The 25819-nt window shown below is 37.2% G+C and carries 24 protein-coding genes; all 24 read right to left on the bottom strand.

The window, feature by feature from the left end; all coding sequences use genetic code 11:
* Positions 1-21: 21 nt before the first annotated feature.
* Positions 22-594 carry a YceI family protein gene (locus BC952_RS07010; protein WP_121364829.1) on the bottom strand — a complete coding sequence of 191 codons (573 nt, stop codon included), beginning with the start codon at positions 592-594 and terminating at the stop codon, positions 22-24.
* 218 nt (positions 595-812) lie between these two features.
* Entirely contained in the window at positions 813-1874 is a 1062-nt protein-coding gene (locus BC952_RS07015) for a reverse transcriptase domain-containing protein (protein WP_121364830.1), read from the bottom strand.
* Positions 1875-2369: 495 nt separating this feature from the next.
* The gene (locus BC952_RS07020; protein ID WP_167445711.1) at positions 2370-3524 is read right to left on the bottom strand and encodes a phospholipase D-like domain-containing protein; all 1155 of its coding nucleotides are present in this window, start codon (positions 3522-3524) and stop codon (positions 2370-2372) included.
* Entirely contained in the window at positions 3511-4614 is a 1104-nt protein-coding gene (locus BC952_RS07025) for a site-2 protease family protein (RefSeq protein ID WP_121364832.1), read from the bottom strand. The genes BC952_RS07020 and BC952_RS07025 overlap by 14 nt, the downstream gene beginning before the upstream one ends.
* Before the next feature lie 79 nt (positions 4615-4693).
* Positions 4694-5683, bottom strand: coding sequence for an NAD(P)-dependent oxidoreductase (locus BC952_RS07030; protein WP_121364833.1), 990 nt, complete (start codon positions 5681-5683; stop codon positions 4694-4696).
* Position 5684: 1 nt separating this feature from the next.
* A complete protein-coding gene (locus BC952_RS07035; RefSeq protein WP_121364834.1) occupies positions 5685-5930 on the bottom strand; it encodes an acyl carrier protein in 246 nt (81 codons plus the stop codon).
* Positions 5927-7096 (bottom strand): dihydrolipoamide acetyltransferase family protein, encoded by a 1170-nt coding sequence (locus BC952_RS07040; RefSeq protein ID WP_121364835.1) that lies wholly within the window; start codon positions 7094-7096, stop codon positions 5927-5929. The genes BC952_RS07035 and BC952_RS07040 overlap by 4 nt, the downstream gene beginning before the upstream one ends.
* Positions 7089-8087, bottom strand: a complete 999-nt coding sequence (locus BC952_RS07045) for an alpha-ketoacid dehydrogenase subunit beta (protein WP_121364836.1) — start codon at positions 8085-8087, stop codon at positions 7089-7091. The genes BC952_RS07040 and BC952_RS07045 overlap by 8 nt, the downstream gene beginning before the upstream one ends.
* Positions 8088-8106: 19 nt before the next feature.
* Positions 8107-8379, bottom strand: a complete 273-nt coding sequence (locus BC952_RS07050) for a zinc ribbon domain-containing protein (protein ID WP_121364837.1) — start codon at positions 8377-8379, stop codon at positions 8107-8109.
* Positions 8380-8527: 148 nt separating this feature from the next.
* Positions 8528-8788 (bottom strand): zinc ribbon domain-containing protein, encoded by a 261-nt coding sequence (locus BC952_RS07055; protein ID WP_121364838.1) that lies wholly within the window; start codon positions 8786-8788, stop codon positions 8528-8530.
* Between the two features lie 12 nt (positions 8789-8800).
* The gene (gene pdhA, locus BC952_RS07060; RefSeq protein ID WP_121364839.1) at positions 8801-9796 is read right to left on the bottom strand and encodes a pyruvate dehydrogenase (acetyl-transferring) E1 component subunit alpha; all 996 of its coding nucleotides are present in this window, start codon (positions 9794-9796) and stop codon (positions 8801-8803) included.
* Between the two features lie 11 nt (positions 9797-9807).
* Positions 9808-11325 (bottom strand): Do family serine endopeptidase, encoded by a 1518-nt coding sequence (locus BC952_RS07065; protein WP_121364840.1) that lies wholly within the window; start codon positions 11323-11325, stop codon positions 9808-9810.
* Between the two features lie 46 nt (positions 11326-11371).
* Entirely contained in the window at positions 11372-13105 is a 1734-nt protein-coding gene (gene acsA / locus BC952_RS07070; RefSeq protein ID WP_121364841.1) for an acetate--CoA ligase, read from the bottom strand.
* Between the two features lie 57 nt (positions 13106-13162).
* Positions 13163-13621, bottom strand: a complete 459-nt coding sequence (locus BC952_RS07075) for an OsmC family protein (protein ID WP_121364842.1) — start codon at positions 13619-13621, stop codon at positions 13163-13165.
* Positions 13622-13651: 30 nt separating this feature from the next.
* Positions 13652-14407, bottom strand: coding sequence for an SDR family oxidoreductase (locus BC952_RS07080; protein ID WP_121364843.1), 756 nt, complete (start codon positions 14405-14407; stop codon positions 13652-13654).
* A gap of 12 nt (positions 14408-14419) precedes the next feature.
* Entirely contained in the window at positions 14420-16840 is a 2421-nt protein-coding gene (gene ppsA, locus BC952_RS07085) for a phosphoenolpyruvate synthase (RefSeq protein WP_121364844.1), read from the bottom strand.
* 562 nt (positions 16841-17402) lie between these two features.
* On the bottom strand, positions 17403-18077 hold the full coding sequence (locus BC952_RS07090) for a hypothetical protein (RefSeq protein WP_121364845.1): 675 nt from the start codon (positions 18075-18077) through the stop codon (positions 17403-17405).
* Positions 18078-18329: 252 nt separating this feature from the next.
* A complete protein-coding gene (locus tag BC952_RS07095) occupies positions 18330-18914 on the bottom strand; it encodes a fasciclin domain-containing protein (RefSeq protein ID WP_121364846.1) in 585 nt (194 codons plus the stop codon).
* A gap of 500 nt (positions 18915-19414) precedes the next feature.
* Positions 19415-19849 carry a hypothetical protein gene (locus BC952_RS07100; RefSeq protein WP_121364847.1) on the bottom strand — a complete coding sequence of 145 codons (435 nt, stop codon included), beginning with the start codon at positions 19847-19849 and terminating at the stop codon, positions 19415-19417.
* 165 nt (positions 19850-20014) lie between these two features.
* Complete coding sequence (locus BC952_RS07105; RefSeq protein ID WP_147405266.1) at positions 20015-20731, bottom strand: hypothetical protein; 717 nt, start codon at positions 20729-20731, stop codon at positions 20015-20017.
* Between the two features lie 462 nt (positions 20732-21193).
* Entirely contained in the window at positions 21194-22108 is a 915-nt protein-coding gene (cysK, locus tag BC952_RS07110) for a cysteine synthase A (RefSeq protein ID WP_121364849.1), read from the bottom strand.
* A gap of 5 nt (positions 22109-22113) precedes the next feature.
* The gene (locus BC952_RS07115; protein WP_121364850.1) at positions 22114-22950 is read right to left on the bottom strand and encodes a serine O-acetyltransferase; all 837 of its coding nucleotides are present in this window, start codon (positions 22948-22950) and stop codon (positions 22114-22116) included.
* A 279-nt stretch (positions 22951-23229) separates the two neighbouring features.
* The gene (locus BC952_RS07120) at positions 23230-24015 is read right to left on the bottom strand and encodes a hypothetical protein (protein ID WP_121364851.1); all 786 of its coding nucleotides are present in this window, start codon (positions 24013-24015) and stop codon (positions 23230-23232) included.
* Positions 24016-24255: 240 nt separating this feature from the next.
* On the bottom strand, positions 24256-25644 hold the full coding sequence (lpdA, locus tag BC952_RS07125) for a dihydrolipoyl dehydrogenase (RefSeq protein ID WP_121364852.1): 1389 nt from the start codon (positions 25642-25644) through the stop codon (positions 24256-24258).
* Positions 25645-25819 lie beyond the last annotated feature (175 nt).

A 25819-nucleotide genomic window follows, 5' to 3' on the forward strand; every position in this document is an offset into this window, starting at 1 on the left:
TAAAAAATGGTTTTTCGATACTTATTGTTTTATAAATTCAATGTCAGCCTTAATTTTTACTTCATCACTAATCATTGGCTCAGGGAATTTTGGACCTATATTAAAATCAGTACGTTTTATGAAAGTACTAAATTTAAAACCAGCTGTTGGTGCTTTTGATTGAGGATTTTCAATAGTTCCTCTATACCACATGGTGATGATTACCGGTTTCGTTATTCCGTGCAGGGTAAGTTGACCCGTTAGTTTGTATTTATCTTTCTCTGTTTTTTGTATCGACGTACTTTTGAAAGTCATTTTAGGATATTTTTCTACATCAAAAAATTCGTCACTTCGTAAATGCTTATCTCGCATTTCCACTTCGGTATTGATGGACGCAACATCTGTAGAAAGTTCAAAAACGGCATCGCTGAAATCAGTTTTGGTTGTAATTGCGCTAATTTCAAATGTTTTGAACAATCCTGTAATGTCAGAAATTCCATTGTGTACCGTGCTAAAAGTTAATTTAGAATGCATCGGATCCGCTTTCCATGTTGTTTGTGAAAACAGAAAAGTGGATAAAAATAATGTAGTAATGATAGTAGCGATGTTTTTCATGGCTTATTTAATTTAATTTTTAAAAAGATACTCTAATAAGTAATTAAGAAGTTTAGACGGAATTTTTTGCGATAAGCAGAATTATAATTCTCAATGAATGTATTTACCAAATTTAATCAATTTTTAGGTCATAAAATAATAATAACTTGTTTTATAACAGTTAGTTATGAAAATTAAAAGCCCCAAAATGGAGCTTGTTCTAAATTATTTTTTACAATTTAAATAGGAAACAATTCGTTTTCTATCGCCATTAAATCTTGTTTGTGTTTCAAATCGAAAAGCACAGCTTTATACTTTATAAATTCCGCGTCTTTTGGATTGATTTGGAGTACAAAATTTATTTTCCCCAGCAAATGCTCCAAATAATTGTTCTGATTAATTTTTTTGAAGATTTTATGTTCTTCAAAACCAAATTTCTGAATGTAATATAAGGCTTGTCTCAGTTCATTGCGTTTATGGAAGATGACTTGCGGTTTTTGATTCACCACAACGCCAGTAACCGTTTGCCGCATATTTGGCGTCATCAGTTTGGTCTTTTTGGCATTGATGTGCAGGTTTAGTTTTTCAAGCGTTTCTGTTACTTTTTTTAGCAATTCCTCTTGGTCAAAATCTCCTGAAAAACTCATATCGTCCGCATATCGCGTATAACGAATTTTATAATCTTTGCAATACGAAGCAATTTCGGCATCAGCCTGTTTAAAAATCAGATTGGAAAGATAGGGGCTGGTAGGCGCACCTTGCGGTAGATTTCCATTTCTGGTGCATAATCTGGAAAGTAATTTGGATACTATTTTAGAATATCCCAATTCCAGAAATTCTGCTTCAACAACTTCAACTGATATTGAAGGAAAGAAATTTTCTAAATCCAGCGTGAAAATCTTGGGTTGATTTTTATGAAATCTTAGGTTTTCCAGCAGGGTTACGTTAGGTTTGTAGGCTTTCGCAAAAGGGCTGATGGGTACTTTATACAGTATATTTCTGAGAATCCAGATTTGGATTTCTTTCAAGCTGGGCAGTGGTTCAGAAATAAGTCGTTTACTACCATTTTTTTTTGCGACTTCAAAATCACGATAAAAATAGTTAGGAAACATGGATGCTTTTTTCAGGTATTCTTTTTTATATCCCACAAGTGCTGATAAATGCGAAGGATTGTAAATTACCGGGACTTGATGCGAAAATAAAACTTCGGCATAATCCAGACAACGCTGAATATTAGGTAGCGAAAAGCCCATTTTTCGCGATTCCTTAATAAAAGCTTCTTTGTAATGGTTAAAATCCATAGGGTTAAGTCATTAATGGGATAGGGACTTTTGCGTCCCTAACCCCAATTAAGAATACCGGTTTAAAAGTTCGGAGCTCTGCGGAGAATCTTTTAAACCTGGTGCTTGAAAGAACATTCAATTACAGAACAGTGACTCACGGCTCCGTCGCTAGCTTAAGCTAACAAATTTCTTTTAAAAATGAATTAAAAAAACAGTTCATCCTGATTAGGCACAAATATTTTTTTACAGTCCAATTTAGGGATTTGTCTTTCAAAATCCTTTTGGATCCAATCCTCTTTTTTTTGGGTTTTAATTCGGTATGGTTCCATTTTTAAAAAAATTAAAATCAACATCTAATATTTGTAACTACTTATTTGTTAAGTGATTACATTTATAAATTTACAAAAAAAAATGTAGTAACCGCATAAAATATTAAATTTTTTAGTTTTTATTTTTAAAAAATGCTTCTTTATAAATTTGATAAGTTTTAATAGGAATGAATGTATTGCTTTTTCAATTATAGAACCGTTTATAAGGCGTGTAAGTGACTACTAATTCTACGATTCTTGTGATAGAATACGAAACTAAGTTGATGAATTTTGTCATTAAAGTGGTTTTTGTTTTCAATGATTCCAAAGTGATGCGTTGACATTGCGCAATAATTCCGTTGAGGTGCTCCTGAAAACGTGCTGAAAAGGATTCTGATAGGATTTCCACATTCATTTCCAGACTTCCGTAGGAGCTCAAATTGTTGAGGTTAAATGAACCAATTGTAGACCAATTGCCATCCACTACAGCAACTTTTCCGTGTAAAATGGATTCGTTCCATTCATACAATTCAATGTTATAACTGAGTAGTTTACCGTACAAAAAGCAAGTTGCTCGTCTTGTCAGCGGTAGATCTGATTTTCCCGAGAGAATTAGTTTGATGGTTACTTTATTTTTCGAAGCTTTTTTCAAGGCTCGAATGATTCTAATTCCGGGAAGAAAATAACTGCCTACAATGATGATTTCTTTTTTTGCTTGCCGAATGGATTTTATATAACCGTCACATATTTCGTTTTTCCCTTTCAACCAATCATTTTGAAGGATGCGAACAGAAGTATCTTCCTGAATATGAAATGCAGATTTTATTTTTTTATTTTTTAAGTGTCTTTTTTTTAAATAAATATCGTGACAAAGCTGTTGAAGTGGTTTGGCAATTCCCCCGTTAATTTGAACAGCGTAGTCCAGCCAAGGTTTCTGGGTGGCGGAACCGTGGTATTTATCAGCTATATTTATTCCGCCCACCAGCGCAACTTTTGCATCAGCGACAACCACTTTACGATGCAATCTTCGTCCAAGATAAAAGGTATAAGTTGAAAATAAAGGGGCAAAAAAACGAATATTTACACCACTGTATTTCAGTTCTTTTATTTGTTCAGCAGGAAAGGTCAAAGAACCCAAACCATCTAGAAGCACATAAATTTCAACCTTACGGAGCGCGGCTTCTTTTAGTGCATTGACGATTCTTTTTCCAGTTGCATCATTTTCAAAAAGATACATTTGGAGCTGTATTTGAGATTGTGCCTCCCGGATGATAGTTTCTAAACGGGCAAAATAATCTTCGCCACTGTGCACTAGCTCTAAGTTTTTGGCATTAGTAAAGCTATCGTTAGTTTTTATCATGCGCTTTATTTGTAGTAACCTCATTAATCAAAATGAACTCCATTAGATTTTCGATATCTAAAGTTCCGCTGACTTCATTGTTTTCCATAACGAGCATTAACCTTGATTTATTGAGTTGTATGAGTTCAAAAACATTTTCCAAAAGCGAATTTGCATCGAGAAAAATTAAATTCCGATCCATAACATTATAAATAAATTCCTCTTCGCCTTTTTTGGAGAGTGCTATTATGATTTGGTCACGGTTCAGTGTTCCGACAGGAGTTCCTTCTTCCATGATTAAAAAATTCTTGTTTTGGCTATTTAAAACTAATGCTACGGCAGTTTTGACGGTGGCATTGGCATCAATTTTTGGATAGTCTTTCATCACAACATCATGGACTTTAAACCCTTTCAGTATGAATTTCGACTCGGTATAATCCGCTTCAACCTGAGCACCTATGATAACAAAAATACCAATAAAAACTAAAATAGGCGAGGTGAAAAAACCAAAAAATATAAATCCCAACGCAAGAAATTGACCAATCCGCGCAGAAATTCGGGTAGCTATATTTCGCTGCATCCGGAAGGATAATAAAGCACGTAAAATTCGGCCGCCATCCATTGGAAACGCCGGAATTAAATTAAATAGCGCCAGCCAAAAATTCACTAAAAAGAAATTCAGAAAGAAATTATTGGCATTGACACCGTTGGATAATTCGGCCATCAATTGTTCCGAAGTATCAGGAATGGTGATAAAAATTCCGGTAACAACTGCTAAAGTTATGTTGACCAAAGGTCCTGCAATAGCAACGATTAATTCTTCGATGGGTTTTTCAGGAATTTTTTCGAGTCGCGCCAAACCGCCAATGGGTAAAAGTGTGATGTCTTTGGTAATTATGTGGTATCTTTTTGCTGCCAAAGCATGGCCTAATTCATGCATTACAACGGTGATGAAAATACTCAAAATAAACACAACCGACCATACGATCTGAGTAGCATTTTGACCTGATCGGTAATTAATGAAAATGATAAACAGAATCAGTAAAGAGAATGTCCAGTGAACAAAAATACCTATATCTGCTATTTTTCCGAGTTTAAAGGAGCCTTTCATTTGGTGTTTTTTTAATAGTTTATTTTGAAAAATAATCTCGAGAATTCTATTTAAACCTGAAAACAAACAGCATATTTTATCAACTTATTTCATTTTCAGAAATGCCATTATACGCCCAAGCATTTAAATTGGCAATGGTAGTATGGGCAATTCCTGCAAGCGTTTCATTAGTCAAAAAACCTTGATGTCCGGTAATCATGACATTGGGATAGGAGCGGAGTTTCAAAAACAAGGTGTCTGTAATAGGAGCTTCGGTATGATCTTGAAAAAATATAGAATTTTCGTTTTCATATACGTCTAAACCAACAGCAGCGAGGGTTTTGTTGTCTATTGCTTCTATTAAATCTCCGGTATTTACCAATTTTCCACGTGCGGTATTAATGAAAATCATTCCTTTTTTGCATGATGAGAAGGTATTTTTGTCAAACAAAGGATAGGATGATTCGTTCCAAGCTGCATGTACGGACAATACATCTGAAGCGGCACAAACGTCCTCTAGCGTCTTATATGAAATTGGGATTTCATTTATCAGTTCCTTGTTTTCTTCGTTATCAAACGCGACAATTTTGCAACCAAAACCATGCATAATCCGTGCAAAAGCAGCACCTATTTTTCCAGTTCCAATAATCCCCACTGTTTTTCCATGCAAATCAAAACCAACCAAATGATCCATTCGGTAATCTCCAATGTCCATTAATCGCTGTCCTAAAACCAGTTTCCTGTTCAGTGCCAATACCAAACCAACAGCATGTTCAGCAACCGAATAAGGAGAATAAACCGGAACATTCGCCACCTTTATCGCCATGGATTTTGCTCTTGGAACATCAATTAAATCGGAATGTACAGCACGCAACGCAATATATTTCACACCGCAGGTATAGAGTTTTTGCAAAACTGTTTCTGAACCCACATCTGAAGTGAAAAGCGAGACGGCATCAAATCCTTGGGCTAGATGCGCCGTCTTTTCATTCAAATGCTGCTCAGTAAAAACCAATTCATGATTTCCATGGGCCGCTTTTTCCATAAATGGCTTATCAAAGCCAAAGATGCTGTAGACTAATACTTTCATTTTATGGTTTTTTATTTTTAATGTAAGCTGTCAGTGCCTGTAATGTGGCTATTTTTCCATAATCTTCTTCTGGAATTTCAATTCCTGTTTTTTTATTCAATGCAACGATGAATTGCAGCGAATCAAATGAATCAATATTGAGCGTTTCTCTGATGTTTTCATCCGGTTTTAATCTTGATGGTTCCGTATCCGGTGCAATTTTTTTCAACAATTGAAAAACAATTTCTTTGATTTCTTCTTCATTCATAACGCTTCAGGATTTTGTAAATGGTTGTTCAAGGCTACTAGAAAGCGGCTGCCGGTTAATCCATCCGTGGCACGATGATCCCCCGCCAAAGTCGCGAAAATTGTAGTTCGGATTCCTAACATGCCTTTCTCCGCAAAGGGTTGTTCTGAAATATTTCCGAAACCAATTATCGCAACCTGTGGCGGATAAATCACCCCAAAAATCGTATCGGCGCCACCATCGCCAATGTTGGTTACTGTAATTGTAGCGTCACTCAATTCTGAACTGCGTAGTTTCAAGGCGCGAGCTCTGGGAATAATATCATTTAAAGAAGCCATGATTTCATCTAGATTTTTTAAATCTGCATTGTGAATCGCGGGAACTATAATTCCTCCGTTGCGCAGCGAAACCACAAAACCGATATGAATTTCTTTTTTTAGCTGTAAACCGTTTTGCCAAACCGCATTCAATTCCGGAAAATCAGTCAATGCTTTAGCGGTTGCTTTGATGAGCAGCACAACGGGAAGCAATCGTTCTTGAACTGATTTTTCCTTATTTTTGGCTATCAGCCAATCAATTGATTTTGTTATATCTATTTTTTTCTCTAGGTAATAATGTGGAATTTCTCGTTTCGATTTGCTCATTGCCGACGCTATTGCTGTACGAACCGCCTCAATTTGTGCGAGTGTTTTTGCGTCATCAGGAGGAAATTTTTCCGCTTTTGGAAGTTGCTCTTTTTGAGTTGCCAATGCTTGTTCCACATCGTCTTTCGTAATCACGCCATTTTCCCCCGTTCCTTTTATTTGCGAAAGATCAATATGATTTTCTGCAGCAATTCGCCTTGCCAGTGGGGAAGCTTTTATTGAAAACACTTCTGTTTTTTCTTCTATAGGTTGTAAGGCAATTGGCTTTTCTGATGTTGCTTTTCCTTTTTTGGTTTCCAATGCCGCTACGCTGGGATCAATCAATGCCATTACCGTTCCCACAGGGACTTTAGTTCCTTCCTGTATCAGTAATTCTCCGATTGTTCCTTCATCAAAAACCTCAATTTCTATAAGTCCTTTCTGCGTTTCCACTTCGGCAATGATATCGCCACGCTGAACCTTATCGCCTGGTTTTTTCTTCCATTCGATGAGAGTTCCAGCTTCCATATCAGCGCCTAAATTTGGCATTTGAAATTCAATCATGACGGATCATTTTTTTTACTGCATTTACAATATCATTTTTCTGCGGGATCGCAGCTTCTTCCAGATGTGCAGGGTAGGGAATGGGAACTTCTACACCGCACAATCGCTGTACGGGAGCATCCAAATCATAAAATGCCTTTTCCATAATTCGTGCACTAATTTCTGATGAGATACTGACCGAACGCCACGCATCTTCAACAATCAAAACCCGATGCGTTTTTGCAACCGATTCCAGAAATGTACGTTCATCCAAAGGTCGTAACACACGCAAATCAATAACTTCGGCATCGATTCCCACCAAAGCTAATTCGGTGGCAGCTTCCAGACTTTTATAAACGCCCGTTCCATATGTGATAATTGTGATAGCAGATCCTTCGCGTAACACTTTGGCTTTTAAAATATCTATAAATCCTATATCTGCGGCAATTTCTTTTTCGAGATTAAGCATCAGCGTGTATTCAAACAGCAAGACGGGATCCGGACTTTGCAAAGCAGCACGCAACATTCCCCGTGCATCCTCATGCGTTCCCACTGATAAGACAATTAATCCCGGAATGTGTGCATAAAACGGTTCCCAACTGTGCGAATGTTGTGCTGCCAGTTGACGGCCAATTCCGCAACCCATCCGGATAACCATTGGGACATGGATTTGGCCGCCTGACATGTGCAACAATGTCGCCGCATTATTTACAATTTGGTCCATGGCCAACAAACTGAAGTTGACGGTCATCACCTCAATAATGGGTTTCATTCCCGCCATAGCCGCCCCGATTCCGGCTCCTACAAAACCTGCTTCAGATAGTGGGACATCCATAATACGGTCTGCACCAAACTCCTGCAATAATCCTTTGCTTACCGCAAAAGCGCCTCCATAACGGCCCACATCTTCGCCCATCAAAAAGACGTTTTCGTCATTTTGCAATGCATCCCGAAGGCCTTGTTTCAACGCTTCGCGATACGTAAGGGTTATTGTGCTGGTACTGTTGTCCATGATGCCAATCGATTAGGGATTAAATAACAAATTGTTTGTTTTTCCAACGTTTCAATGCGGGTAAAATATTCAAAGCTTTTTGAACCATATATGCAGGAAGCTTTTTTTTCTCCATGTGCATTTTTACTGCATCTTTCATTTCTTCTAAGTTCATATCCGGGTTTTTGAAGTTACTGTCTTCATAACAATACCGGCAATAATCATTTGTTTTTAGGCCGTTATTTTCGGTTCCTTTCGCGTCTTCTGTAGTTAGTGGCATTCCGCAACTTTGACAAAAATGTGTATTTTCCATGTGTGTTGATTTAAATAGTTAGCTTTCTTTCTGTATGTGGTTTCTAATTTATTTTTCGTGTACACCATTTTGTCAATGGGCTCATAAGAACCAGATTTCGGCTTCCGCAAAAGGAACTCCGTTCTGGATTCTACTTTTAACTTCTGGATTAATTACTTTTCCACCGTTTTAATGCTGGTAGTATGTTTACCGCTTTTTGAATTGCATATTCATCAAGTTCTAATTTTTTCATTTGATTTTTCACGTTATTTTTCATGTCTTCTAAATTCATTTTTGGATTCTTAAAGGCCCCATCTTCATAACAGTATTTGCAATATTCATTGCTTTTTAAACCGTTTTTCTCCGTTCCTTTCACAGCTTCGGTGTCCAGTGGCATGCCACAACTTTGACAAATTATTTTATTTTCCATGATTTTAAATTATTAGTTTGCCGTTTCACTGTATACAAATTTTGTTAGTTGGTCTAACGGTTCCCAAGTTCCTGCTTCCGCAAAATCGACTGCGATGGCTATTTTGTTTTCAATTTTACTCTTAAAAGCAGCAATTTCCTCATCTGTTATCCATTGCTTTTGCAAAAGAAACTGTTCGAATTGTGGAATAGGATCTCTTTTTTTCCATTCTTCGACTTCTTTTTTATCCCGATATAATTCTGCATCAAACATCGAGTGTGCCCGAAAACGATACGTATTGCAAACTAATAAATATGGCTTTCCACTGCTTCTTACTTTCGCGGTAGCAATATTTGCAGCAGCAATCACAGCCAACAAATCCATTCCATCTACGGCAACAGATTCAATTCCGTAAGCAGCTCCTTTTTTTTCCAGTTCTGTTACTGCATGCGAATATTTTATCGCAGTTCCCATCGCATACAAATTATTCTCACAAACAAACAAAACGGGTACTTCCCAAAGTGCCGCTAAATTCAGGCTTTCATGAAAGGTACCTTCGGCAGCTGCTCCTTCTCCAAAAAAGCAACAAGTAAGGTTCGTTTTCTTTTGTTTTTTTGTTGCCAAAGCCATTCCAACAGCAAGTGGAAGATGGCCGGACACAATCGCATTGCCACCATAAAATCGGTTTACCACATCAAATAAATGCATCGAGCCTCCACGACCTCGGCAGCAGCCTTGCATTTTACCATACATTTCGGCCATGATACTATCAGGATCAATACCTCTAGCTAGTGCATGACCGTGTTCCCGATACGTACACAATAAATTATCATCTTCCCTCAGCGCCTGAATTACGCCTACAGCAACCGCTTCTTCGCCAATGTACAAATGCAGAAAACCACGAATTTTCGCTTTCGTATATTGCTCTGCTGCTTTTTCTTCAAAGCGTCTTATGAGCAGCATTTGATACAAAAAAAGTAATCCTCTTTTGGCATCCATCGGTTGTGGTTCTGTCGTTGATTGTACCATTTTTTATAGTTTTATAATCCAAAAGCATAATAGTAATACGTAGGATCGCCGGCATATTTTCCTTCGAGCATGATGCCGCGTTCTTGTGCTGCAACGGCATCCACGAAGGATTGAACTGATGAAACTGCCCTGTTATTGACTGATGTAATTACGAATCCGTTACGTATACCGGTGAATCTTTTTATTTTTCCATCAAATAGTTTGGTGATTTTGAGTCCGTTTTTTACATTATACATTTTTTGGTCTTCCTTAGTAATTGGACTCAACTCAACTCCCAAATCTTTCAGCAATTCTATATTTTTACTTTTTGTAAGTTCTGGGGTTGCTTCCTGTTTTTTCAGTGTGGCAATCAGTTCTTTTTTCTCATTACCGTTTCTGATGAGTGTGATTTTTACTTTTTCACCCGGACGTTTTCGCATGATGATTTCCTGTAATTTTGAAGCCGAAGCGGTTTCTATATTATCAATGCTGATGATGACATCTTTCTCTTTTACACCTGCTTCTTTCGCCGCACCACTTACAGTGACGCTGTCAATATAAACTCCATTAGCACGGTCAATTTTTATTTCCTTTGCTAATGTGCTGTTCAAATCGCGTATGCTTATTCCTAAAATTCCCCTGTGTACAGAGCCAAAATTCATTAGATCATCCGCTACTTTTTTTACAATATCTACAGGAATTGCAAACGCATAGCCCGCATAAACTCCTGTTGGCGTTGCTATTGCGGTATTTATACCAATGAGTTTTCCTTCCAGTGTCACTAATGCGCCGCCGCTATTGCCTGGATTTACCGCTGCATCAGTTTGTATGAAGGATTCTATGGCGCCTTGATCGCTTAGAATATTGATGTTTCGGGCTTTGGCACTGACAATTCCTGCCGTTACCGTCGATGCCAGATTAAATGGATTTCCTACCGCTACGACCCATTCTCCCACTTCAATAGTGTCACTGTCGCCGTAGCGTATAAATGAAAGGTTGCTTTCTTTGATTTTAAGGAGAGCAAGATCAGTTTGAGGATCATTTCCGATAACTTTTGCAGGATAGGATCGTCCATCGAACAAAGTGATATTTATTTCATCGGCATTTTTTACCACATGATTGTTGGTTATGATGTACCCGTCAGGAGTCAGAATTACCCCAGATCCGCTCCCGACCACAGTTTCGGAATTGTAATGTGGTGACTGCGGTAGTTGAAACCTAAATTCCCTGAAAAAAGGATCGTCCCTAAAAAAATCTTTGAGTGGGTCTGGAATGTTATAAAATTTATCTTCACCCTCGTATTGAAGGGTTTGTGGTTTGAAACTGCACTTGATATGAACAACTCCAGGCGTAGCTATTTTGGCTGCCATTCTGAAATCGACATTGCCTGAATAGGAAATTTTTTCGGGAACAAGTGCGGCGCTTTTCTGGATCGATTCTATGTCCGTTTCATTATTCTTATTTTGAGCTTCGCATCCTTGAAATAGAATAAGAAGTACAAATAGAAAAACAGTTTGGTTTTGTAGTTTTATTTTTTGGAAAGGTATCATGGCTGAAATTGATTAGTGAAAATTAATTTTTGATGACTTTTATATTTTAAGAGGATTCCAATGTTGAAATATCGCCTTCGGGCAAACCGAGTTCTCGGGCTTTTAATAATCGCCTTAAAATTTTTCCGCTTCGGGTTTTGGGAATATTTTCCACAAATTCAATTTCTTTGGGAGCCACTGCCGGACCCATTTCTTTTCGGGCGAAAGCCATAATATCCATTTTGGTTGTCTCGTTAGGCTCTTTTCCAGTTTTGAGTACGACAAAGGCTTTTACCAATTCTCCAATGGTGGGTTCCGGTATCCCAATCACAGCGGCTTCTGCCACATCAGGATGGCGCATCAGCGTGCTTTCGACTTCAAACGGACCGACCATGTGTCCGGAAGTTTTAATAATATCATCGGCCCGACCGATAAACCAGAAATACCCATCCGCATCTTTCTTGGCTAGATCGCCGCTGAGATACCAATCGCCAATAAAGCATTTTTTATAACGTTCTTCTTCATGGATATAGCCCCGAAAGAGTGATGGAAATCCTTTCTTTAGAACCAAATGCCCTTGAATATCAGGCCGAGTGATAAGTGTCAGTTGGTTATCATTAACTGTTGCAATGGCAATTTCTACTCCGGGCATCGGTTTTCCCATCGAACCCGGTTTTACGGGCATCGACGGATAATTGGCAATCATAATCCCGCCCGTTTCGGTTTGCCACCAATTGTCTAAAATGGGGATGCCAAAATTTTCCTGTCCCCAAATCACGGCTTCGGCATGAAGCGGTTCGCCAACACTCAGAATCAACCTAAGATTCTCGAGATTATATATATATATGGGTTTTATATCCATACGCATCAATCGCCTGATAGCGGTGGGAGCGGTGTACCAAATGTTTATTTTATGTGTTTCAAGGAGCGAATACCATCGGGAAGCATCAAATTCCGCTTCATCAATAATACTGGTGATTCCATGCAGTAATGGAGCAATAATGCCGTACGAAGTGCCAGTAACCCAACCTGGATCCGCGGTGCACCAATAGTGGTCACCTTCATGAAAATCGAGAACATATTTGCCCGTTATGTAATGCGTGAGTACGGCTTGGTGAACGTGAAGTACGCCTTTTGGCATTCCGGTTGTTCCACTGGTGAAATGCAACAAAGCGGGGTCTTCCAGATTGGTTTCCGGAATGGTAAATTCCGTTTCGGCCTCGTCCATGAGCTTGGAAAAAGAACGTATTTTTTCAGAAATATGTTCCGTCGCGTCGGTAAGAATGATATAGCGGAGCAAAGGAAGTTTTTCTAGGATTTGTTTTATCTTTTTTTCGAATAAAAGAGTGGTGGTTACCAGAACAGCTGCATCGCCTTTGCTGAGTCTTTGATAAACTGGCTCAGGGCCAAAGACAGAAAACAATGGACAAAATACTCCGGTGTATTTCATGGTTCCCAAAGCGGTTATGTATAGTTCCGGTATCCTGCCAGCAAAAGAAAAAACGCGTTCCCCTTTCTGGATTTTCAATTTTTGAAGTACATTGGCAAATTTTGAGGTATGTTTTTGCAATTCTGCATACGTGAATTCCTGTAAAAAGTTGTCTTTTCGAATAAAACGCAATGCCACCGTATTTTTTAGATGTGTTTGTGCATGACGATCCACAGCTTCATGCGCTATGTTGAGCCCTTTTCCATTTGGAAGACCATCTAATTCCCGGGCAACATTTCCCCACGAGAAAGTAGCTTGCACTTTTTCATAGTCCAAAAGGTGGTGCGTAGTTTTATTTTTGATGGAAATCATGGAGTAGCACGTTTAAAAAATGATGGGTTCGAATAAAAATTTTCTGTTTTGTATTCGTCAAAAAGATTCACCAATAGGAATCAGACTTTTCTCTACAATTATTTCGGGCTCTAATCGAATGGGTATTTTTAGTGTATTGGAAACCAAACACGCCTTTTCACTCATTTCCACAATTCGTTTTGCCCGGTCTGGTTTTTGGGAATAGGGAATGATGACTTTAGGATGCAAGAGGACTTCAGTAATTACATAAGCACCTTCGACCAAATCAACGGTGCAAGAAGATTTGCATTCAAAACTGATAAAATGCAGTTTAGAATTTTCGGCGATATTCAAAAAAGTACTCATGACGCAACTGTTGATTGATGCGATAAATAAGTGTTCCGGCGACCAAATTCCTTGCATTCCTTTTGGGAAATCGGGTGGTGTGGCGACTTCAATATTCTGTGGTAAAACCGGAGAACTCAAAAGCCCTTTGGTGTTACCTGTCCATTTTAGGTTGACTTCGTACGTGTGCATCTTGGTATGGTTTTTTGGTTATTTTTTAAATTACTGAGCTGTAAATCCGCCGTCTACTGCCATTACATGTCCGGTTACAAATGAGGCTTCATCAGAGCACATCCACACTACGGCATTAGCTATTTCTTCCGGAAGACCAAAACGTCCAATGGGTTCAAAACCTTTAAATCGTTCGATACCTTCTTTTGTTTTTCCGGTCAGTCTGTCAATCATTGGTGTTTGAATAACACCGGGACAAACCACATTTACTCGGATTCCTTGTGTTGCACATTCTAAAGCAGTGGTTTTTGTGAGTCCCACAATTCCATGTTTAGAAGCCACATAAGCCGGCAAACCTGCAAAACCAATCATTCCGGCTACCGAAGCACAGTTGACGATGGCTCCTTTTCCTTGTTTGAGTATTTCCGGGATTTCATATTTCATGCACAGCCAAACTCCTTTCAGGTTTACACCAATGGTTTTGTCCCAGTTTTCCTCCGAACAATCTTGTGTAGCAGCAGACGCACCCTCGATTCCGGCATTGTTGAACGCATAATCCAATCGGCCAAATGCGGCAATTATTTGTGCCACCATAGCTTTTACGTCATCGATTTTTGAGACATCACATTTGATAAAAATAGCTTCACTGCCCAATTCTTTGATGAGGTTTACCATTTCATCATTTTCCATCCAATCTACTACGGCTACTTTGGCTCCTTTTTTGGCGAAAGCAAGTGCCGTGGCTCTCCCAATTCCTGATGCTCCTCCGGTTACTAATGCGACTTTATTCTTGAATGTTGTTTCCATGATTTAGTTTTCTTAGACGATGATTTTTCTTTTTGTTTTTTGTTCTGCTCCCAAAATGTTTTCGATTCCCTTTATCAATGCATCGGGATTAAACGAGATACTGTCAATCCCTTCGTTTACTAAAAACGTGGCGAATTCAGGGATGTCGCTGGGTGCTTGTCCGCACAATCCCACTTTTATTTCGTAGCGCTTGGCCACCCGAATGGTTTCTTTTATAAGGGCTTTGACGGCAGGATTTTCTTCGCTGAATAAGTAACTCACTAAGGCCGAATCGCGGTCCAGTCCCAAGGTGAGTTGCGTTAAATCATTGGAACCAATAGAAAAACCATCGAAGAGTTTAGCAAAATCATCCGCCATCAATACATTGCTTGGAATTTCAATCATCACATAAACCTGTAATCCGTTGATGCCTTGTACTAAGCCGTTTTTAGCCATTTCGGCCAATACATTTTCTCCTTCTTCGAATGTGCGGCAAAAGGGAATCATCAGTTTTACATTGTGAAGTCCCATTTCGTTGCGTACCTTTTTCATTGCCTCGCATTCTAGTGCGAAACCTTTTCGATAAAAATCGCTGTAATATCGTGAAGCGCCACGAAAACCAATCATCGGATTTTCCTCGTCTGGTTCAAAATATTTCCCTCCGATGAGGTTGGCATATTCGTTGCTTTTAAAATCACTCATTCGTACAATAACTTCTTTTGGATAGAAAGCAGCGGCGACAATCGCTACCGCTTCGGCGAGTTTGTCAACGAAATAATTTTTAGGATCTTCATAGCCTTTTGTCAATGCCGCTATTTCCGATTTGATATTTGCATCGGTTATTTTTTCAGGTTCGCACAAAGCCAAAGGATGGATTTTGATGGTATTCGAAATCGCAAATTCCATTCGCATCAAACCCACACCCTGATTGGGATAATGACTTAGTTCAAAAGCTCTTTCCGGATCAGCAAGAATCAGCATCGGATCTGTTTTTGGCATTTTTAGCGTACTGAAATCCTGTTCTGTTATTTCCCATTTTAATTTCCCATCGTAAACATTTCCTTCTTTGCCTTCGGCGCAGGAAACGGTTATTTCCTGTCCGTTTTTTATAGTCGAAGTAGCATTTCCGCATCCTACAACGGCAACAGTTCCCAGTTCTCTCGCGACAATAGCAGCATGGCTGGTACGTCCGCCTTTATTGGTGATAATTGCCGAAGCTCTTTTCATGATGGGATCCCAATCTGGATTTGTTAAATCAGTGACAATGATTTCTCCGTTTTGCAACAAAGCACCTTCTTGAGGATTGTTCAATATTCTGGCTTTTCCGGACGCAATTTTATCACCAAGAGCAATTCCTTTGGTCAAAAGTGTACTTTTTTCCTGGAGTTTATATATTTCCCGAACTTGTTTGTTTGATTTGCCGTGAACGGTTTCCGGACGGGCCTGAACAATGTATAATTGGTTATTCAAACCGTCTTTTGCCCATTCGATATCCATTGGTTTTTGATAATGTTTTTCAATTTTAGCGCACCATCGGGACAGTTGAATGACTTCTTTATCGGTTAATGAAAATTGGTTCTGCTTTTCCAAGGTTGTTTCCGTGTTTAAAATTGTGTTTTCTGCTGAGTCACTTTCTGATGTCTCGGAATAAATCATCGTAAACTCTTTTCTACCACACTGGCTTTTCAGTATTGGATTCAAATCCGGGTTTTCTAAAGTGGGTTTAAAAATCATCCATTCATCGGGCGTGATAGTGCCTTGAACAATATTTTCGCCCAGTCCCCAGCAGCCATTTATGATAATGGTGTTTTCAAATCCGCTGTCCGGATCTATTGTAAAAGCCACGCCCGAAGACGCTTTGTCACTGCGAACCATTTGTTGTACGCCAACGGAAATAGCGATGTCTATTTTGTCAAAATTCATATCATAGCGGTATTTTATAGCGCGATCTGTAAATAATGAAGCATAGCATCTCCGAATGGCTTCTTGCAATTGCTGTTCGCCGTTGATATTTAGAAAAGATTCCATTCTTCCGGCAAAACTGGCGGTTGGTAAATCTTCGGAAGTGGCGCTGCTGCGGACTGCTACATCTAGATTATTTATGCCACATTTTTCGCTGAGTGATTGATAGGCTGTGTTTATTTCGTCCCGAATTTCGGAGGGAATAGTTGCAGATACAATTAGGTTTCTAGCTTTTTCTCCAATAGCAGAAAGATTCGAATACTCTTTAGTGTCTAATGAAAACAACAAATCTTCAAGCGGTTGTTCCAGATTATTTTGTTTACGAAATAATCGGTAGGCTTCTGCGGTAAGGGCAAAGCCGTTTGGAATGACGATGCCAATTGGGTTGAGCTGATTGTACATTTCGCCCAATGAGGCGTTTTTGCCACCAACTTCACTAAGGGCTTCAATACCAATTTGATTGAAAAAAAGGATGTGTTTGTACTTTGCCATTTCTTATTTTTTTTTAATAGAAACAAACCATTGCTTTAGGCTGTTAAAATTATAACATTAGAAAAAATAGTGATGGGGCGGGCTTTTAAATTAATCCGATAGTAAATTTTGAAATTCAGCAGTAGGTCTGAAATTTACATATCGTTTGTTAGGTTTAGAGAAGCGAGTAGTAGGAATTCCTTCTTGCTAAAACCAATACTGTAAATTTAATAAAATATTTATTCTAATCTTAAAAAATATTATTTATTTTAAACATTAACTTGCTGTTTATCAGGATAATGTGTTTTTTATCGAGTGCTTTTGAAATATTTTTATTTTTAATTGAAAGTATTGATTTTTGGATGGTTTTTTCAGGAGAAAAGTTTTAAAATACATACACTCTAATGACTTATTTTTTTAAAATAAATGAAGTCAAGAATGCTTTTTTGAATTATATTTAAAAATAAGTAGTTATGATTTATAAATAAATATCTTCATAAAAAAGGTAAAAGAAAATGTGTTTTCTGTTACCTTTTTCTTTATTCGAAGTATTTAATGCAACGGGTAATACTAGTTTTTTAACTTATCTGAAATTGCAACTAAGACCACTCCATAAATTTGTAATTTTTGACTCTTTATTTGCACCATCAAAAATGCCATACAATCCTGATGCCGTTGAAAATTCGTAACCTAAACTGGTTTTGTTCACTGTGATTACATAAGCACTTTCCATTTCAGCTCTTGTAGATCCAATGCTGATTCCTGCCATTGTAGAAATCCTTGGACTATTCTCTGAATTGCTACCCACGAACCAACCCGCAAAATACCATTCGGTTTCTGGTGCTTTAGATTCAGATTCTTTTTTCTGAAATACTAGTGTCAGTCCATTGTTCCATGTAGCCATTTTTAAAGGTCCGGCACCGCATTCGGTGTTTATTCCAATAGATTTTGGTTTGGATTGGAGAATGTTATTTACGATTTCAGTTATTTGGTCAAATGGTTTACCAAAAGGGATTTCTGAGGTGGAACCGGTATTTTTATTTACGATCTGCAATGCATCAGAAGTCAGAATTAATCCGTGTATGCTTTTACTTTCGACAGTCGCTGTACTATCTGGAATCTTTTCCTTGATTTCTTCAACAATGGAAGCAGTGTCCAGCGTATTGTTTGTTCTTGGGATTTGTGGGGAATTATTGTCTTTCTTTTGGCAACCGATTAGGATTGCTGAAACAAGAAGTAAAAGAGTAAAGTGTTTCATAAGATGTATGTAGCTGAATTATTTTAAATGTTATGAATTTCCATTAATGTCAGTTGATTATTTTAGCCACAAATTACACTAATTTTCACGAATCTTTATTTAATTTCAAAAATACAGTTAAACCTGATTTTATTTCAAAGTTAGTCAAAGCTGTTGTCTGTGGCGAAAAATGAACTGTTATTTGTTTGTGACATCGCATAAAAAAACCGTTGCATTGTTGCAACGGTTTCTAAAATTTAAAAGTTAAAAACCTTATTTAGGCATAACTACAGTATCAATTGCATGAATAACTCCATTTGAAGCAGCTACATCAGCAAGAACAACTGTTGCAGTTCCACCATTTGCATCTGTCAACATCACTTTTCCGTCTTTCAAGCTTAAAACAATAGTACCACCTTGAACAGTTGTAACAGTATATTTTCCGTTGTTTTTGTTGATTGCATCAATTACTGTTGCAGCATCAAATTTTCCTGAAACTACGTGATACGTCAAAACAGCTTTCAATTTGTCAAGACTTTCTGGTTTCAATAGACCATCTACAGTGCCTGCAGGAAGTTTATCAAACGCTGCGTTGTTTGGAGCGAAAACTGTGAAAGGTCCATCACCGCTTAATGTTTCCACTAATCCTGCTGCTTTAACAGCTGTAACCAATGTTGAGAAATCTGCATTTCCTGAAGCTACACCTACAATGTTTGGTGTTTCAGCAACAGCCATTGTATCTACGACTACAGTTGTTGTGTCAGCCATGTCTGTTGATTCAGCTGTTTTTTTCTCTCCACAAGAAGTAGCAATTACTCCTAACAATGCAAATGCACCAATTGTTTTTACTAATTTCATAGTCAATATTTTTAAGTTTAAATTAAATTAAGATATTCGAAGATAGCTATTTATTTGTTTTGTTTAATTAATTTAACAAATAATTAAACAAATAATAAAGTTAACATTGATTTGTAAAACTCAAAAAATGGAACTCACCCTACAAGGTAAAAGTCTTTTTTTTTACTAAAAGAGGAGTATTTAAAGCTAACTACTGCCCTTAATTTCTATCAAACTAAATTAGTAGCCTAAAAAAAGAGCCTTCTTAAAAGGCTTTATTTGAATTGTAGAACAGGGAAATTCAAGGTTTTTAATGGAAAAAGAAGGTTTTTTCACAGCCTGACGTTCTGGCACTACAGCGGGTTTGGGATTAAATTAACGTTATTTTTCGGTTATCACTAAACTTCCAAATACAAAACCATCTTTCCATTAAGTCCAATGCCCAAATCCGTTGTAGTGGCTGTTGGCGGTAGTTTTTTTATTTACTTTCACTTAAGTTATTTGATAATTTCCATTTAGATTTATCCATCAATAGAAACTCCAACTTGCTTATTATTTTCAAAATGTACATTAAAATAATAGTTTTTACCTTCTTTTTCCTGAAATGACATTTCAAAACCATTTTCTTCAACAGAAAGTGCTTTAGGTTCAAAATGTTTTTCAATAGATATAAAATCCATTTCAGCATTTTCGAATTGTTCTTTAAGCGCTTTTTCAGATTCAGTTTTAATTTCTGTTTCGTTATTCAACGCATTGAGAATAATTTTTCTTTGGTTTTCTAATATTCCATCTTCGTTACTAACAATTAAGATTTCAATGTCAGAATCCAAAAATCTTTTCTTTATTTTCCAACCAACCTTATTTCCTTTCGTGAAAAAACTTTCAATTTCTCCGAAATCAACGTCAGTAATTTTTAGCTTTTTTTTACTCCCAAATAAATTTCCAAATATTCCCATTAATTTTCTTTTTTAGTCCTAATTTTTTCTCAAAATTACTGCCAACGGTTCGCGGCTTTGTGAAGGCGGGGATTTTCAGCACTAAACTTCATTAAATGCACAAAGCTTGAATTTAGCACTTCACTGTCATAGAAGCACAAAACCCCCGCTTTTGCAAAACGGCTGTTAGTGGCTGGCATTATCTTCATTTTGTCTTTTCGTTTCTAGTTGAATATAAAGTCCCATCCCATTAATTGCAAATTCTGGATATTCTTTCAAGTCAACATTTGGCAAGTATTCTCCAAAATATTTTTTGTCCGTTAAATGAAATTTTTCAATGCTATAACGCTTAATCTTCTTGTCTAGCGGGCTTACAAAGTTGTCAAGTTGTTTATTCACTTTTGATTTTAAAAGAAAGTCATTAAGTTTCTCGTAGCTAATGTTTTTCCTTCCAAATTGTTTTTCATATTCTGTTGAAAGCTCTTTCACTAAATCAAAATAATAAATTGGGTCTCTAAAATATAGTGAATTGAGTTTTGTCAAGTAGAAGTCTTCCTTAATTTGAGGTAAACATTCGTTTATTCTTGTCAATGCTGTTGTAAATATTATTGGTTTTTTATGATGTATGCTCAAATGTAGAGTGCTGTCTTTTTCATATTGTCTTGCGTTTACTGAAAAATCCAAAGTGTCATTACCTACAAGCCAATAATAAGAATACGATTTTGATAAAAATCCTACTTCATAAGATTTGTTTAAGTCGTTTTTATGTTTCACAATGATAGTGTCAGTCTTGTCGTTAGTTACGGTAGTTTGATTATTTGATTTTGTCTCTTGATTGCAAGATATGAAACCAAGTGTCAATGAAAGTATCAATGTCAGATTTGTAAATATTGCTTTCTTCATTTCTGTCTGTTTATTTTGGTCGGTCATATGCTTGCCACTAACTAGTATATAGGCGATACAAAGTAGCGCTTATACCTCTCCCTTTGGGTGGATAGGCGCTACTGAGTAGCGCATTGCTCTCAAATATACACTTTAAATATTATCTTACAAATCTTCGCATGGACTTTTTATTTTTAGGATGTTTTTAACTTACAAAAACATATATTTAGCACCTTTTGCGTGAGGGATAGCAGTGGAAATCCTTTTATGAAGCGCAGCGTAATAAAAGATTACTTCACAATGTTTTTAATTTTTAGCGGAGTTCAGTGAACTTCGTTTATAACGGATAGCTCGACCTTGTTGCGGAACTAAGCAAAATGATTTATACAATAGCACTGCAACAAGGACACGCCCAAAAAAACAAACGCCATAAAAAAACCGACTTGTTTTCACAAATCGGTTCGTATTTAGAGGGATTTTCGTTTATACAAATAAGCCTTCGATGCTTAAATAGTGCTCTCCGGTGTCGTAACAAAAAGTTAGTACTTTAGCGTTTTCAGGGATTTCAGAAAGTTTTTTGGCTACAGCAGCGAGTGACGCTCCCGAGGAGATTCCTATGAACATACCTTCTTCTTTGGCTGCTCTTTGGGCGTATGCAAATGCTTCGTCTTTGCTCACTTGGATGGTTCCGTCCAATAGATCCGTGTGCAAATTGGTAGGGATGAATCCTGCTCCAATTCCTTGAATAGGGTGGGGAGCCGGTGTACCACCACTGATAACGGGTGAGGCTTCAGGTTCTACAGCATATACTTTCAGGTTGGGGAAATGTTGTTTCAATATCTCGGCACAACCTGTGATGTGACCACCGGTTCCTACTCCGGTTATCAAATAATCCAGTCCGTCAGGGAATGCTTTTATGATTTCCTGCGCGGTGGTTGTTTTATGAATTTCGATATTGGCAGGATTTTCAAACTGAAGTGGTGACCAGGCATTTGGCATTTCGGCAACTAATTCCTGTGCTTTCTCCAATGCGCCTTTCATTCCTTTTTCGCGGGGCGTCAAGACAAATTCGGCACCATAAAGGCTCATGAGTCGGCGTCTTTCTATCGACATCGATTCTGGCATTACCAGTATTAATTTATAGCCTTTTACGGCGGCGACCATTGCAAGACCAATTCCTGTATTTCCGGATGTGGCTTCAATGATGGTACCTCCAGCTTTCAATAATCCTTTGGTTTCGGCATCTTCAATCATCGCAAGAGCGATTCGGTCTTTGATACTGGCTCCGGGATTAGCACGTTCCAGTTTGATCCAAACATTGTGGTTGGCACCAAATAAGCGATTGATTTTTACGTGTGGCGTATTGCCTATTGTTTCGAGTATGTTGTTGTATTTCATAATATTTATATGGAGAAAAAATTAATATCTTTTATTTCCTGCTGGTTTAAAACTTTATTTTTATTGGATTGCATGACAAATGAATACGGATTCACACTCTTGGTAATAAACGTATTTCCGCCCACAATACTGTGATTTCCTATAATGGTGCTTCCGCCCAAAATAGTAGCATTGGCATAAATAATCACATGGTCTTCTACGGTAGGGTGGCGTTTTTTTTCCTGCATGCTTTTCTCGACTTGCAACGCTCCCAATGTCACTCCTTGATAAATACTGACATATTTCCCAATGATTGTAGTCTCCCCAATGACAATTCCGGTTCCATGATCAATCATAAAAGGAACGTCGATGGTGGCACTTGGGTGAATGTCAATTCCGGTTTTGCTATGCGCATATTCGGTAAGAATTCGTGGCAAAAGACAAGTATTGCGAGAAGCAATAGCATTGGCAATTCGATAGACTTCTATGGCAAAAAAACCAGGATAAGAATTGATAATTTCCTGAATGCAATCAGCAGCGGGATCCGTGTCCAGAATGGCTTGCGCATCTTTTTGCATCGAATCATATAGTTTCGGAAGTCCGGTATAAAAAGATTCGGCATCATCTAAGATTTCATTCGCTGATTTGTCTTTTACAATCTCTGAAAGAATGGCGATGAAATTGGCTTTGTTTTGGTCTAAAAGCAATTCGATTTGAATGGTTTCCAAAGCTTTCTCAGGAAATAATATTTTGAATAAATCATCAATCCAAGTGATGATTTTAGAAGAATCGATGGCTCTTACCCAATTTTTATTTTGGTTTTCTTGTAATGTGTTTGAAAAACGGTTGGTTTCAGTATTCATTTATAATGGAATAAAATCAGAATTAAACGAGATAAAAGGCTCGAAATACAAATATAGAGCAGAATTGAATAGGTTCATAATGCTGCTTTGTAAATAAATGTTAATATGTTAAATTCCCACAAAATAGCTCTTTGCTGTTGAAAATGTTTCTATAAAAAAATCCGATTTGCAAAAGCGAATCGGATTCCTATTTTGATATAAAATCGAAGTTTTTAATTATCAAAATGACAAATGAGTTGTCGAATAGCGAGATTGTGATTGTTCAAATTTTCAGAAAAGTTACTTGATAAAGATTCGGTTTTTTGAGGTGATTACTTTACTGTAAATGGAATCCGCTGCGTAATTTTTGATAACACTGTATTTTGTTTTCAAGTCATTAATATGATTCAGAGCCGAACGTTTGATCGCGCGTTTTATTCTAATTAAAGTGTCGGTATGATTGTCAATTTCCATGTTAAGGATGGACTGTATAATATCTTTTTTCTGTACGTGACAGATCATTCCTTTGTCAGAAATTGAATTCATCTGACTAAATTTTTTAGCAATTTTTATATTTTGTAGACCTTGATAATTAAAATTGGATTGGTTATTTAAAAACGTCTTTTTCAAATGAGATAACAATGGATCATTGATAGTATGCACTAAACCAGCGGTTTCTACTTGTATCAAAGAGAATTGGATAGCTGAATTTTTTTTGAAATGCAAGATAGTATTTACGCTTGCTGTGCTGGTTACTATTGCTGAATAATGTTTTCTAAGCGTAGATTTAGGTCCAGAAATACCAACACTATGTTTGAAATATCCTTCGGTGCAATACGCAAATAAAATAGACGATTTACTTGGTGATTCGATGCTTAATGCGATGTCATCCAAAAATGTCATGTTTACCTGAAAGGATGTAATTCCGTTTATAAAAGTAACCGCATCAATATTTCCCTTTATGAAATCAGTATCTAAGGCTAGTTTAAATTCATTGTTACTTGAATTTAATACGCCGTCAAAAGAAGTTTCAAGTTCATTAAAAACTTCATGTAGTGTTCCGGTGTTTAGGTAAATATTTTTCATAAGGCAGCGATTTAAATAATTACAAAAAGAAAATTGAATCCGTTTATTTTAACTATTTTGATTTATTCAAATTACGGAATTAGACAGAAAATTTTTGTTACGTAATTCTGTATAAAAGTTTCATAATTCTTATAACTACTTTATCTCTTGGCTAATGCATTAAGGACATAAAAAAATCCGATTTGCTTTCACAAATCGGATTAATATATAATCTGAAATCTTTATTCTAAATTCTGAAATCTATAAGTGAATTACTTCACCATACGCATCAGCAACAGCTTCCATAACAGCCTCACTCATGGTTGGGTGTGGGTGAATTGATTTTAGGATTTCATGTCCTGTAGTTTCCAGTTTACGCGCCACAACTGCCTCAGCAATCATATCAGTAACTCCGGCACCAATCATGTGACATCCTAACCATTCGCCATATTTGGCATCAAAGATTACTTTTACAAAACCATCCGGTGTTCCAGACGCTTTCGCTTTTCCAGACGCTGAGAACGGGAATTTACCAATTTTCAATTCGTATCCTTTTTCTTTAGCTTGTTTTTCAGTCAAACCTACAGAAGCAATTTCTGGAGTCGCATACGTACAACCCGGTACATTTCCATAATCGATAGGTTCTACATGCAATCCTGCAATTTTCTCCACACAATTGATTCCTTCAGCAGAAGCTACGTGAGCTAATGCTTGTCCTAGCGTAACATCACCAATAGCGTAATAACCCGGAATGTTCGTTTGGTTGTAAGCATTCACCAAAATTTTATCTTTGTCAGTAGCAATTCCTACTTCTTCTAATCCGATGTTCTCAATGTTGGTTTTGATTCCAACAGCAGAAAGTAAAATCTCCGCTTCTAACACTTCTTCTCCTTTTGCCGTTTTCACAAATGCTTTAACACCTGCTCCAGTTGTATCAATTCTCTCAACAGAAGAGTTTGTCATGATTTTGATCCCTGCTTTTTTCAAGGAACGCTCCATTTGTTTCGAAATGTCTTCGTCTTCAACAGGAACTACATTTGGCATAAATTCTACGATAGTTACCTCAGTTCCCATGGAGTTATAGAAATGTGCAAATTCAACTCCAATTGCTCCAGAACCAACAATAATCATCGATTTTGGTTGTGTTGGTAATGTCATTGCTTGTCTGTAACCAATTACTTTTACACCGTCTTGAGGTAAGTTTGGCAACTCACGAGAACGTGCTCCAGTAGCTACAATAATATGATCTGCGCTGTATTCCGTAACTTTATTGTCTTTGTCTGTAACATCAACTTTTTTTCCTGGTTTTAGTTTTCCAAAACCATCAATCACGTCAATTTTATTTTTTTTCATCAAGAATTGAACCCCTTTGCTCATTCCGTCAGCTACTGAACGGCTGCGTTGTACAACAGCAGGGAAGTCTTTGTCAAAGGATGAAACAGTCAATCCATAATCAGAAGCGTGTTTTAGATAATCAAAAACTTGAGCCGATTTTAGTAAAGCTTTTGTTGGAATACAACCCCAGTTCAAGCATACACCACCTAAGTTTTCTTTTTCTATTACGGCTACTTTAAAGCCTAATTGTGATGCTCTAATAGCTGTAACATAACCACCTGGACCACTTCCTAAAACTATAATATCGTATTTCATTTTTTTATTTTTATTTAAATTTTTGTAAAAATGAATTCGTAAAAACTCATTTCATTTTGTGTGTTTCTCTTGTTTAATTGATTGGGCGAATTTAAGGATTTATTCTGTTTTGAGAAAGTTTCAAAGTAATAAAGTGGCAAACTAACCAATTTTCAGAAAAATACCTTTGTTTTTT

Origin of the sequence: Flavobacterium limicola, assembly GCF_003634755.1 — a bacterium.
GTDB lineage: Bacteria > Bacteroidota > Bacteroidia > Flavobacteriales > Flavobacteriaceae > Flavobacterium > Flavobacterium limicola.